The sequence below is a fragment of the Aneurinibacillus thermoaerophilus genome, assembly GCF_900099925.1.
Classification (GTDB): Bacteria; Bacillota; Bacilli; order Aneurinibacillales; family Aneurinibacillaceae; genus Aneurinibacillus; species Aneurinibacillus thermoaerophilus.
The window spans coordinates 28,453-41,072 of the sequence record NZ_FNDE01000019.1; the positions used below are offsets into that span (position 1 = coordinate 28,453).

The following is a 12,620-nucleotide window of genomic DNA, read 5'->3' on the forward strand; positions in this document are numbered from 1 at the left end:
GCTACGCAAGTATACCGACCGAAATCGTTACATTCCCGGATTTCTTCTTAGTTAACACAAGTTTTTCATTTCCGCTATACCGCTTGCAAGCCGGCTCGCTTACGCCGTATGCGCCCGTGAATTTAAACACTGTCTCAGAGGGCTCTTCAATGTTCATCTCATTCAATTCCTGCGGCGTATAATAGACAAACTCCCAGCCGTATTTATCACAAACGGAAAGCAATCCTGCCTCATCCTTTTTCAGATCAATAGTGCAGATCGCTTTTACACTCCAAATGGAGAATCTAAGTTCATTCAACGTATCTTTGATGACGCTCTCTATTTCTTCCGCCGCAGTCCCGCGGTTACATCCGATGCCAAGTGCGATTACTTTCGGACGATACAGAACACCATTTTCCAGAATCGGCATCTCCTCCGGACGAAGCATGCGGTGTGTAATCACAAGTGCCGCATCTGGACTTGCCTCTATCGCCGCCTCAATCGAATCATAGATTTTAAGAGACGGAGGCATCGGCGTATCATGCATCCACCAATCTGTCTCGCCTGACTCCTGAATAATCGCTACATGTTCCTCATTAACTACGGAAGCGCTAACCGGTGTTAGCTTCTTCTCAGAATCCGGGTCCCAACGCCAGCCAAAACGGCGCCCGAATAAGTCGACCGGAATCGTCTTTTGCACATCAGAAGCGGTGGTAATAACCGGCTGTGCGCCAAGTAAAGCCGCCACCTCCCGCGTCAATTCGTTTGCTCCACCTAAATGCCCGGACAATACGCTGATAGCGTGCTGTCCTCTATCATCAACCACTACGACACCAGGATCTGTCTTTTTATCTTTCAGCACCGGCGCAATCATCCGCACAACCGCACCGAGTGAAATAAACAAAATAAGGCCTTCATATGCCGGGAAAAGCGCCGGAAACAGCAGCCGCACAGAGCCGTTGAATAGCTGAATACCCGCCGCTTCCTCATCGCCGTGCGCAAATTTGCTCATGTAGTATAAGTCAGCTTCGGGAAACTTTTTCTTAAGCGAACGCGCCATCTCAACCCCGTGCTTCGTAATCGCGACCATCGCGTATTTTCCCGTTTGTTTAATTTTCGGCACAACACCTTCCATAAGTTCAATAATGGCCGTTTCTGTGCGGCTCATGACGGAACCCCCTTACGGTAACGGTGCGTAAATTCTTTATCGTATAGTTTGGAACGAAATTCTTCATGGTTCGTAATATCCGGATCAAGAGCCCAGCCGGCTAATATCATCGCATGTGAGCGAATCCCCTTGGCACGCATATCCTCAGCCAAATTCTCCAGCGTAGAGTGGACAATGATTTGATCTGGCCAGCTTGCGCGGTACACTACAGCAACCGGCGTTTCTTTGGCCCAGCCCGCCGCCAAAAACTCTTCGACTACTTTTTTTACAAGAGTAGCGCTTAAAAACAGCGCGACCGTGCAGTGGTGAGAAGCCAGATCGCGCAACTTCTCCCGCTCCGGAACCGGCGTCCGTCCTTCAGCGCGCGTCAAAATCACCGTTTGCGTTAAATCTGGAACCGTCAGTTCAGCGCCAACCGCCGCGGCGGAGGCAAAGACGGAGCTAACACCCGGCACAATTTCGTACGCTATCCCGTTCTTTTTCAAAAGCACCATCTGTTCAAGAATCGCACCGTATACAGCCGGATCGCCCGTGTGAACGCGAACCACCTGTTTGCCCTGCCGCGCGCGGTCCACCATAATATTGACCATCTCCTCAAGCGTCATTCCCGCTGTCTTTATCACTTCCGCTTCCGGTTTCGCCCGCGCGATAAGATCTTCATTCACAAGCGAATCAGTCCATAGTACAACATCGGCCTGCTGCAGCAACTTGAGACCTTTAACTGTAATCAAATCCGGATCGCCCGGGCCTGCTCCGATAATGTAAACTTTCACTTTCTCACCACCATCAGCGTTAAATATTCAAGCTCCAACCCTTTCAGCTCCGCCACGTTCGGCCAAATAACTTCTTCACCTGAGGTTACTTTCGTGACAACAGAAGCTTTGGAGAGCAAATCCAATTCCGCTAACAAATCAACCATCATATCGATAACCTTGGCCACTTTCAAAAACACGACGCAATCGTGGGTTAACAGCGCCTGTTTCATTTTTTCGCGATCTTCCGTCGCAGGCACTACCGCCACGTGTTCATCCCCATCCGCCAACGGCAAACCAAGCCGGGAAGCAACCCCATTAATAGAAGAAATGCCTGGTATTGAGACAACTTTAACCTCCGGATACTTCTCCTGCATCAACCGCATCATATGGATGAACGTGCTATACAACATCGGGTCCCCTTCCGTAATAAACGCCACATCTTTCCCCTGAGATAGCCGCTCATACACCTCATCCACTGTGTTGTTCCATTCCCGCTCCAGAATGTCCTTATCTTTCGTCATAGGAAACACAAGGCCCAGCATTTCCTTCTCTCTCTGGTCGATATACTGCTCGGCAATCGCGTACGCGTAACTTTTGCTGCCTTTTCGTTTGCGCGGATAGGCAATAACTGGCGATTCTTTCATAACCCGGTAGGCTTTCACAGTCAAAAGCTCCGGATCTCCCGGACCTACGCCTACTCCATATAATGTTCCTTTCGCCATCATTTCTCCTCCTTTCGTTTCGCCGTGACGATATAGATCGGATTCAGTCCTTCGAATCGGTTCATATGTAAAATCGGTTTGCTGCGTGAAATTTGAGCAAGCGTCACCGAAGTCTCGAAGCCTTCCGCTGCAAACGCCTGCATTGCTTCGTACAATGTTTCAATCGTAGCCGCATTCAATACAATGCGTCCGCCCGGTTTTAAACGCGAACAGCAAACATGCAGCAACTCCTTCATCTCACCGCCCGTACCGCCAATAAATACCGCATCCGGATCTGCAAACTCTTCCAATCCTGCGGGAGCACGCCCATGTACAACGGTAAAATCGGTGCGGAACTTCCGCATGTTCTCCCTGCAGTTTTCCAAATCGGCCTCATTCTTTTCAATAGCGAATACTTCTCCCTTGCGACAGATGCGGGCCGCTTCAATCGCCATCGAACCTGTGCATGTGCCGATATCCCAGACGATGCTGTTCGGTTTCAATTCCAGGGCGGCCAGACTGAGCACACGAACCTCCCGCTTCGTAATCAGTCCTTTATCCGGCTTACGCTGTGCAAACTCTTCATCCGCGATCCCTAGCGGCCAATGCGGGGCCGGAGCCTCGCGTTTCAAAACTACAAGATTCAATGGCGCACATTCCGCCTCCGCCATTTCCTCCATGGTCATCCAGCGCGTTCTTTCCTCTACTCCACCAAGATTTTCAGCCACAAACGCCCGGTACTCGTTGACGCCGAACGAAAGCAAATAACGTGCAATCGCGGCCGGATTATTCGCTTCATCAGTCAGCAAACATACTTTGTCCAAGCCGTCAATTTTCTGGACAAGCCCTTTCATGCTGCGACCATGTACGCTCAAAAATTCACAATCCTGCCAGCTTTCCTGCATTTTCGCAAACGCCTGCTGAATGGAGCTTATGCCGGGGTAAATTTCCACCGGTAGCTTCTTAGCCAAATACGAACCAATGCCATAAAACAGCGGGTCGCCAGAGGCAAGTACAACCGTCTTCTTGCCCGATTCCGCAATTTTGGACACGATAGCCGAAAGACCGCCTTTTACCGTAAGTTTCTCCCCATGGTATTCCGGGAAAAAACCCAAATGCCGTTCGCCACCAACCAAAAGTTCGCTTTCTTCAATCCACTGCCGGTATACGGGCAGCAGGCTTTCCGCTCCGTTATCTCCGATGCCTATCACTTTGACCGGGCTCTGCAATCGACTCTCTCCCTTCCCAATATCTCGTTTTTCATAGTAATAATCACCGTTTCTATTTCTGCGTCACCGTCCATTTCTTTCAAGCCAGATTCACATACATAGCGGCACAAAAGCCGGAAAAATTCATCACAGCCTTGCTCCCGCATCAGATCGCCTACCTGGGAAGCAGTATTCGCTTCCCGGATCTGCTTCACAAGCGGTTCCGGCACGCCCGCTTCTTCCGCAACCCGGGCCAGAAAGCCGAAATCGACCGGTGCGCTTTTGGAATGCACCATCATAACCCCTTGGGCAACTTTGGAGAACTTGCCCATCATGCCGACAAGCGTCACGCGCTTCACGCCGTACTTCTTGCACATCTTTAGCGTAAAACCGACGAAATCGCCCATTTCGATAAACGCCTCTTCTGGATAGTCTTCATACAGCTGCATGGCGAATTTTTCGCTGCGTCCCCCGGTAGTGGCAATTACATGTTCGCACCCGCATTCCACAGCAACCTGAATGGCCTGGGCAATACTTGCTTTAAACGCGGCGGTCGAAAACGGAACAACTGTCCCTCTCGTTCCAAGGATGGAGATGCCACCAATGATCCCCAGACGGGCATTCAACGTCTTCTTCGCAATTTCCTCTCCATCCGGAACGGAAATGACAATATGTATCCCCCGTTCCATACCATATTGATCCAATACTTCCTGCGCTGTCTCCATAATCATGCGGCGTGGTACCGGATTAATCGCAGCTTCCCCTACAGGTACAGGAAGGCCCGGTTTGGTCACTCTTCCGACGCCGACGCCACCGTCCAATGTAATACCTGGATTTTCCTTCCAGCTTACAGTTGATACAATAAGAGCCTTATGCGTTGCGTCAGGGTCATCGCCAGCGTCTTTAATAACCCCTGCCGTCGCGTTTTCCTCCCCAAATTCTACATTTTGCATATGAAAAGTCACCCGCTCGCCAATCGGAAGAAGAATTTCGGCTTCCGTCACAGCTTCCTGCCGGATAAGGGACAAAAGGGCGGCTTTTGTGGCCGCCGTCGCATTTGATCCCGTCGTATAGCCATGACGCAATGTTTTTTCTTCGTCCGCCATCTTTATCCCCGCTTTTCAGCCATGATGGATAACGCGTTGACTGCTGCAACCACAATTGTACTTCCGCCTTTGCGTCCGACGTTTGTAATAAAAGGAATATCCAGCTTCGCTAACTCCTCTTTCGATTCGGCTGCAGACACGAATCCGACCGGCATGCCGATAATAAGTCCCGGACGGGCTACGCCCTCCTTCACGAGTCGAATCAGTTCTAAGAGCGCAGTTGGCGCATTTCCGATAGCAAAAATACCGCCGTCTGCTTCCTTCACCGCTTTCCGGGTTGCCACGATAGCCCGCGTTGTATTCAGGCGTTTCGCTTCCTCAATCACATCCGGATCAGAGATGTATACATGAACACTTCCCCCGAACTTCTCAATGCGAGGTTTGCTGATGCCTACCTGTACCATCTGAACATCAGCAACAATCTTCCGTCCTTCACGGATTGCGCGAATCCCTGCTTCAACAGCGTCCGGGTGAAACACCATACTCCTTCCAAGTTCAAAATCGGCCGACGCGTGAATCACACGTTGCACAATTGGATATTGCTCCTCAGTAAATGGATGCTCTCCCAACTCTTCTGTAATGATTTCAAAACTTTTCCCTTCAATCTCCTGCGGCTGTACGGTTAACGGTTTAAACTCGGTATGAAAATCCATCGTTTGCTGCCTCCTTCAATTTTTCTTTCAGTGTCTTAATCACTTCATCAAACTCAGAAAACACAGTTCCATACTCGATTTTCGGACGAGCGATCATAATTGTCGGAATCCCCATCTCCAGCGCCGCTTCCAGCTTTTCGTCCACAGAGCCGACTTTTCCACTCTCTTTCGTAATCATAAGCGTCACATCGTACTGCTTATAAAGTGCAGCATTTAGCTCTTTGGAAAACGGGCCTTGCATAGCTACAATATTTTTCTGTTCAATGCCAAGCTGTTCGCACTTTTCCATGTTGTCTTTGCGCGGCAACATGCGGGCCACCAGTGTAACATCAGGCAACCCCACCAGCTTTTCCGCGAAAATGTGCAATGTTTTGCTTCCGGTAGTCAGCATAATCACGCCTTTGTGACGTGCGGCCAGTTCAGCTGCCTCTACGTAATCGCGCACCACTGTAATCAAAGGGTGCGACTTCCTTTCAATGGATGCGCGTTCGTAGCGAATATACGGCACATCCGCCCGTTTCGCGCCTTCAAGCGCGTTGCGCGAAGCTTCTTCCGCAAACGGATGGCTTGCGTCAACGACCGCGAAAACTCCTTCTGCACGAATCAACTCACAAATTTCATCCGCGTTCATTCTACCAACACGCACAGGGAGTCCGGCTTCTGTCATGCTTTTGGCAGCGTTCTCCGTGACAACCGTTGTCAACAGTGGATACCCTTCTCCCTGAATGCGAAACGCCAGCTCCCTCGCGTCGCTCGTTCCTGCAAGCATAAGAATCATATTAAGCCTTCTCCTTTTCCTTTTCGTGAGCTTCATGATGATGAGCATGGTGAGCATGCCCATGATGATGGTGGTGATGATGGTTACCATGATCATGATCGTGGTCATGATGCAAATCCATATGCTCTAACGCAAACAAGCGATACTGGCACGTATCGCAGTTCATCTTAACCTCATCTTGCAACGCTTCCTCAGCCCGCTCACAGAAAATATAGCGTAAGCCCGGATGAAAGCCAATGTATTCCGTCATTAAAAATTCACGGTCAGAATATTGAGACCGGAAGTGCTCCAGTTTGTCTTCCATCCGCTTCATGAGAATGCCGGTAAATAAAAGGTATGGAATGAGTACCACTTTTTTCGCGCCGAGTTTAAGACAGCGGTCAATTCCTTCTTCAACCGAAGGGCGGGTAACGCCGATAAAACATGTTTCTACCCAACGCACATGCAGACGTTCCCATAAAAGCCGCGAAAGTTTAAATACATCGCTATTGGCGTCAGGATCGCTGCTGCCGCGCCCAATAATCAAAATTGCCGTATCTTCCGCTTCTTCTTCCACGTCAAATCCCGCCTCTGTAAGACGCGACTGCAAAACGTTCAGCACTTCGTTATGAATACCAATTGGACGCCCATAAATAAACCGGACATGCGGATATTTTTCACGCGCTATATCCAGCGCAGCAGGAATATGAATTTTCGAATGTCCTGCCGGAAATAACATCATCGGAACAACAGCGACATAGGTCGCTCCCCGCACCACGCACGCATCAAGTCCCTGCATAACATCCGGCTCAGCAAATTCAAGAAAACAAGTCTCCACTACTGGAACGGGAATCTCCTGTTTTATCCCATCGACGAACCGTAGAATTTCTTCATTCCCCTGCGGATCTCGGCTCCCGTGTCCCACAAATAACACCGCTTGCATGGTATTCCTCCTTTCCCCGTTTAATCCCCACAGACCGCTTCTACCAGCACCCGCACTGGAGCGTCTTCATGTTTAAAGCCCTCGATCTCTTTTACGCGCTTAAAGAACTTGTGGAACCGTTCATTTGGATGTCCTTCTTCCTTGTACTTGCGCAAAATCCGTTCAATCAGGCCGACAACCTCTTCCGGTTCAATTCCTTCCGCTACCGGCTGGCCCACATGAGCGTTACGACCCGTCGTCTTTGCACCAAGGAATAAGTCGAACTTTCCTTTTCTGAAAACAAGCCCAATATCTTCCGTTACCGCACCATAGCAGGCCATTCCACAGCCGTTAAAGCCAATCTTAAGCTCCTTCGGTACCTGCATGCCGCCGAACAATTCATCGATTTGCTCGGCATATGGAATTGCGTCCCTTTTCTCCCCGTCGCAGAAATCGCACGCCTTCAGCGTCACTACATCACCGACCGGCTGCACAAGCAGACCAGCCGCCCGCAATTTAGCGGTAATCTCCTCTGGCTTTACCGTTGGAACACTGACCCGAATCTGGTGATGTGGCGTATATTCCATCGTTCCTTTTTCGCCAACAATCTCCGCCAGCACCAGCATTTGCTGAGCCGTAATTTTTTTGTTAGCAACACCCGGAGATACAGCAAATTCAAAGATAGACTCCTGCACAAATCCGGCTGTCTCCAGGGGATTTGATTCAGGCGCCGTACCATACAACTTGCCAAGCGCTTCTTCTGCAAGCGCACGGGTGTATGATTTTTCGGCCTGTTGTTCCTGCTCACCCGCAAACACACTGTGAAGCGCCCACGGTTCGTTTTCTGGACGTAAACGCTGATGTGGAGCCAGCGCCTGCTTGTCCGCATTTAACGTATATTTGCGCTGATAACCGCGCGGCGTAATCATTTTTCCATCATAAAGCCGAGTCGAATTGTTTCCAATAATAACAGTGGTCAACATGCCGATTTCATGGTCCAGCATATGGGCCAAATCCGTAATGACGATTGACTGTCGCTCCCGATACGCGCTCTTGACAAGTCCAACCGGCGTGTCCGGCGAACGATATTTCAACAATATACGCTGAGCCTCTTCGATTTGGCGCGTCCGGCGCCCGCTTTTCGGATTGTATAAAGCAATAACAAAATCAGCCTGTCCGGCCGCCTCCAGCCGCTTTGCAATCAGTTCCCACGGAGTCAAATGATCGCTCAGGCTAATGGTGCAGGCATCGTGCATAATCGGAGCACCAAGCAAGGAAGCACACGAATTAATGGCTGAAATTCCAGGTATAACTTCGACCGCAATCCCTTCTTTCTCCGTCCATCCCTTTTCCATAAGCACTTCATATACCAATCCGGCCATGCCATATACACCAGCATCACCACTCGAAATAACGCCGACTACTTTGCCTTGTTCCGCCTGACGCACTGCCTCCTGAGCGCGTCCTACTTCCTCCGTCATACCGGTCTGAACCACGATCTGGTCTTCCCGCAACAACCCGCGAACAAGTTCCACATACGTGGTATAGCCAAGAATCACTTCGCATTCTTCAATTGCTTCGCGGGCTCGCTGCGTAATGTGCTCAAAGCTTCCAGGTCCAAATCCGATAATTAGTAATTTTCCGCGTTTTCCATCCATATATCTCACCCCATTACCGTTTTATTAATCAACCAAACATCTCGCTAACCGTTCTTTCAAATCCGCAACATTACGTGGCCTCGCTTCTGTCTCAGGGAAAAACGAAGGTACGAGTGCTTCCCATACATCAAACAAAAGAGGAACACCCAACTGTAGCCCTTCCAGCACATCGCGCCGCGCAAACACCTCATTCGGTGCACCTTCCAATGCAAGCCGTCCATCTTCGATAACAAACACCCAATCCGCCCACTCATAAGCTAGATCGATATCGTGCGTCGCCATCACAATGGTTGTCCCTTCTTCTCTGTGAATTCTTTCTAACTCTTTCATCAAAAGACGCGTATGCAGGCGATCGAGATATGCTGTTGGTTCATCTAGAAGTAAAAGCTCCGGTTCCAGTACCATTACTCCGGCCAGTGCTACTCTTTTCTTCTGGCCAAGGCTTAAGTGATGCACCGGACGCTCGCGGAAATGTTCCAGGCCGAAACGAACGAGCGCCTGTTCCACCTTCCGCTTCGCTTCATCATCCGAAAGACCTGCGCTGCATAAGCCGTATGAAATATCTTCAGCCACTGTGCTGGCGATAAGTTGCTGTTCCGGATCTTGAAAGACCAGTCCGACTTTCTGCCTGATTTGGCTGAGAAACGTACGCCGATAAGAGAATGCTTCCCCTTTCCACTTCACGACCCCGCGTTCTGGTGCATAAATTCCGTTCATATGCAAAAACAATGTCGATTTTCCGCAGCCGTTATGTCCGAGTAGTACGCAGCGCTTGCCTCTGGGCACCCGCATTGTCAGACCATTCAAAGCAGGAGTTTCACTTCCCGGGTATGTGTAGCACACATCCTCGATTTCCAAAAGCCAGTCCATTCTTCTCACCTTCCCGTCCACCATTCAAGCGCAACCAACAGCAAAAAAACTGCTGCCGCCTCGGCCGCGTATCTTCTCGAAACAAAAGCATGTGAAGAAGCTACTACCCTCAAGTCTCCATCAAATCCGCGCGCCGCAAGTCCAATCGAAAGCTGCTGATAACGCTGTACTGTCCGGGCAAATAATCGCGCAACCAATCCGCCGGCATCCCGCATCTTGCGCGAGAATCCATGTCGGGCTCCCCTTGCTTTATAGGCAATCCAAAGCTGTTCCACCGTTTCTAAAAACACGAAAACAAACCGATACATAACAAGCAACAAATCTGTCACCATACAAGGGACACCAATCCGCCGCAGCACGGCTAAAATTTCCGTAAATGGAACCGTCAACAAAATAAAATACAAACAAGAAACGGAAGAAAGCGAACGAAGCAATAACGCGCTCGCTTTCTTCATACCGGCCACGCCAATATATACATGAAAAACTCCGAAAGAATAAATAAATACCGTCTGCTCTGTTATCTCCGCTATTGACCGCGCCGTAATTTCCAGCATAATTGGCGGCAAGCTAAGCGCAAGAAATAAAGAAATTGCCCCCAATAGCCGCAAATAAATACGCCAAGGAATGCCGGCATAGCCCACAATCCAGACACTCATCCATACAAAAACTGCTATGTGAGTAGGCGCGTGCGCCACCATAACAAAACAAAGCATAATAATGCCAATTACCAGTTTCTGAATCGGAGATACATGGCGCAGGCGATTCGTATAAGCAAGCGTATCAAGCTGAATCTTCATCCGAACATTCCCGCTTTGTAGCCCGACCCTTATAATAACCGATGCCATACCCTATAATACCGGCGCCAAAGGCCGCCTGAAGCGCGAATAGAAGGCTTTCCGTCTCACTTCCCGGCGGTTCAAAAAGCGGCTCGAACCACGGTTTGTATTCTGGTGCCATTTCTGTCACCGCCTGTTCCGCCGCGCCGTCCGCTCCGCCAAAATCCGAATCTTTAATCATGACAAGCGGAATCACCATCAACGCAGCTACTACCAAAATAATCAATACATTCATTTTCCAAACCGAATTTTTCATAAAGAATTACGCTCCCCGTTTAATAGATTGCAGCGTGTTTAATTCTTGTCTGTTATACACCATAAGCCAGTTCCATACCAGCACCGTCAGCAACCCTTCGCTAATCGCGAGCGGAATCTGAGTAACCGCGAAAATTCCAGCAAACTTTGCGAAAGAAGCCAGCACTCCGCCACTTGCCGCCGGAAATGCCAGCGCCAACTGTAAAGAAGTAACAACATAAGTCGCCATATCGGCTAATGCCGCCGCCAGAAAAACGGCCAAACGTTGCTTTCCCGTTGAACGAACAGTCAATCGGTACACACTATATGCTACGAACGGCCCAACCACGGCCATGGAAAACGCATTTGCACCCAATGTGGTTAGTCCACCATGTGCCAAGAGTACGGCCTGAAACAAAAGCACAAAGCTTCCTAACACTGTCATCGCCAGCGGGCCAAACAATACCGCCCCCAATCCCGTCCCGGTCGGATGAGAACTGCTTCCTGTCACGGATGGAATTTTCAGCGCTGACAAAACGAATGCAAATGCGCCCGCCAACCCGAGAAGCAATTTCGTCTCCGGTTGCTCTTTTGTTAATCGCTTAAGAGAACGAAGTCCCATCAGGAAAAAAGGTAAAAACAGCACCCACCAAAAAACGGCCCAACCTACTGGCAAAAAGCCTTCCATAATGTGCATCGCATAAGCAGTGTTAGGTTCGTTAAGCGAAAAATAAAGCGCGAACCCCGCAACAACTGCAGCAAACGAGAGCATACGTTTTCTTTTCATTCACTTCTTCCTCCCTTTCATACATGCAATTTCTATCAGCAATAAGAAAATCTAGCAAGTTGCGCTCTCATCCTTTAATAATGAAAATAAAAAAGCATCTTTTCCCACAGAAAAGATGCTTCGGTAAACAAAAGCGCAAAATCAATCTACGTGCCTGTGTTATATGCCCCTTTGAACACCTCACCATCCTCGTGGTTTTGCAGTGTTTCTCTTCACGGCAGGTCTCCTGGCTTCGGGTCTGACGAACAACCGCCCCCTTCCCATTTCACAGGCAGAAATAGTGGGTTTAATATCAGCAGTGTTCTTCCCTTCACAGTGGCGGGACCGCGTCGGATTTGCACCGAACTTCCCTTTTAAGTTCTCCATTCCAGCATCTGGTGGAACTTTGAACACCGTAAAGTTTACATATACAGTTGTAAGTGAGCCCATGATAACATGAATTTGAAAATAATTCTACTGGTAAACACTTATTTTTTGAAAAATTATAGACTTTAGTACAGGAAAGAAATCAGAATACTAGTAACAGCGCCAACCTAATTTATAAGACTCAGGCTTACTATTACTTTCATGTAGATCGAATCAAAAGAAATAAGAAACCCTGCCTTTTGGCAGACAGGGGCGAAATTCAACTATTTAAGGCGATTAAAGTTTGGTATGGGTACCATCACATTACGGTAAATTCCCGGATTTTCCGCACCCGCAAATCGCGACTGTTTTCGGTTCTTCAATATTCACAATGAACGGCTGTTTTCCTGTCCCTTTGTGAGAGCCATCACAATACGGAGGGTTCCCAGTCAAACCACAAGCACAATAAGCTTTTTTTCCGGGTTTCTCTTGTATTACATAGGGTTGCTTCCTATCATACATAGCCATCTCCATTCCTCCTATATCCATCTTTTTTGCTCTTTCAACGTTCGTATTGTGATGAGAAAAAGGGTCGATTTACCAATTCCATTTTTTCCTAATACGAGACGGAAATATTCATC

14 protein-coding genes and 1 riboswitch are annotated in these 12,620 nt (G+C 49.0%); all 14 genes read right to left on the reverse strand.

Annotation, left to right across the window (positions count from 1 at the left end):
- Position 1: 1 nt before the first annotated feature.
- Positions 2 to 1,147, reverse strand: a complete 1,146-nt coding sequence (locus BLR88_RS10685; protein ID WP_082705816.1) for a cobalt-precorrin 5A hydrolase — start codon at positions 1,145 to 1,147, stop codon at positions 2 to 4.
- Complete coding sequence (cobM, locus tag BLR88_RS10690; RefSeq protein ID WP_057897185.1) at positions 1,144 to 1,920, reverse strand: precorrin-4 C(11)-methyltransferase; 777 nt, start codon at positions 1,918 to 1,920, stop codon at positions 1,144 to 1,146. Before cobM ends, BLR88_RS10685 begins: the two co-directional genes overlap by 4 nt.
- Positions 1,917 to 2,627, reverse strand: a complete 711-nt coding sequence (gene cobI / locus BLR88_RS10695; protein WP_057897186.1) for a precorrin-2 C(20)-methyltransferase — start codon at positions 2,625 to 2,627, stop codon at positions 1,917 to 1,919. Before cobI ends, cobM begins: the two co-directional genes overlap by 4 nt.
- Positions 2,624 to 3,832 carry a bifunctional cobalt-precorrin-7 (C(5))-methyltransferase/cobalt-precorrin-6B (C(15))-methyltransferase gene (locus BLR88_RS10700; protein WP_057897187.1) on the reverse strand — a complete coding sequence of 403 codons (1,209 nt, stop codon included), beginning with the start codon at positions 3,830 to 3,832 and terminating at the stop codon, positions 2,624 to 2,626. The genes cobI and BLR88_RS10700 overlap by 4 nt, the downstream gene beginning before the upstream one ends.
- The gene (locus BLR88_RS10705) at positions 3,811 to 4,917 is read right to left on the reverse strand and encodes a cobalt-precorrin-5B (C(1))-methyltransferase (RefSeq protein WP_057897188.1); all 1,107 of its coding nucleotides are present in this window, start codon (positions 4,915 to 4,917) and stop codon (positions 3,811 to 3,813) included. Before BLR88_RS10705 ends, BLR88_RS10700 begins: the two co-directional genes overlap by 22 nt.
- Positions 4,918 to 4,919: 2 nt before the next feature.
- A complete protein-coding gene (locus BLR88_RS10710; RefSeq protein ID WP_057897189.1) occupies positions 4,920 to 5,570 on the reverse strand; it encodes a precorrin-8X methylmutase in 651 nt (216 codons plus the stop codon).
- Positions 5,548 to 6,348 carry a precorrin-6A reductase gene (cobK, locus tag BLR88_RS10715; protein ID WP_057897190.1) on the reverse strand — a complete coding sequence of 267 codons (801 nt, stop codon included), beginning with the start codon at positions 6,346 to 6,348 and terminating at the stop codon, positions 5,548 to 5,550. The genes BLR88_RS10710 and cobK overlap by 23 nt, the downstream gene beginning before the upstream one ends.
- Before the next feature lies 1 nt (position 6,349).
- Positions 6,350 to 7,270 (reverse strand): sirohydrochlorin chelatase, encoded by a 921-nt coding sequence (locus tag BLR88_RS10720; RefSeq protein ID WP_091260639.1) that lies wholly within the window; start codon positions 7,268 to 7,270, stop codon positions 6,350 to 6,352.
- 20 nt (positions 7,271 to 7,290) lie between these two features.
- On the reverse strand, positions 7,291 to 8,907 hold the full coding sequence (cobJ, locus tag BLR88_RS10725) for a precorrin-3B C(17)-methyltransferase (protein ID WP_091260641.1): 1,617 nt from the start codon (positions 8,905 to 8,907) through the stop codon (positions 7,291 to 7,293).
- Positions 8,908 to 8,931: 24 nt separating this feature from the next.
- A complete protein-coding gene (locus tag BLR88_RS10730) occupies positions 8,932 to 9,777 on the reverse strand; it encodes an energy-coupling factor ABC transporter ATP-binding protein (protein WP_091260642.1) in 846 nt (281 codons plus the stop codon).
- Positions 9,778 to 9,782: 5 nt separating this feature from the next.
- Complete coding sequence (gene cbiQ / locus BLR88_RS10735; RefSeq protein WP_175493606.1) at positions 9,783 to 10,574, reverse strand: cobalt ECF transporter T component CbiQ; 792 nt, start codon at positions 10,572 to 10,574, stop codon at positions 9,783 to 9,785.
- Positions 10,558 to 10,869 carry an energy-coupling factor ABC transporter substrate-binding protein gene (locus BLR88_RS10740; RefSeq protein WP_057897195.1) on the reverse strand — a complete coding sequence of 104 codons (312 nt, stop codon included), beginning with the start codon at positions 10,867 to 10,869 and terminating at the stop codon, positions 10,558 to 10,560. The genes cbiQ and BLR88_RS10740 overlap by 17 nt, the downstream gene beginning before the upstream one ends.
- A 6-nt stretch (positions 10,870 to 10,875) precedes the next feature.
- Complete coding sequence (locus tag BLR88_RS10745; protein ID WP_057897196.1) at positions 10,876 to 11,634, reverse strand: energy-coupling factor ABC transporter permease; 759 nt, start codon at positions 11,632 to 11,634, stop codon at positions 10,876 to 10,878.
- 199 nt (positions 11,635 to 11,833) lie between these two features.
- A riboswitch (cobalamin riboswitch) is annotated at positions 11,834 to 12,046 on the reverse strand.
- 257 nt (positions 12,047 to 12,303) lie between these two features.
- On the reverse strand, positions 12,304 to 12,507 hold the full coding sequence (locus BLR88_RS10750) for a CDGSH iron-sulfur domain-containing protein (RefSeq protein ID WP_091260646.1): 204 nt from the start codon (positions 12,505 to 12,507) through the stop codon (positions 12,304 to 12,306).
- Positions 12,508 to 12,620: the final 113 nt, after the last annotated feature.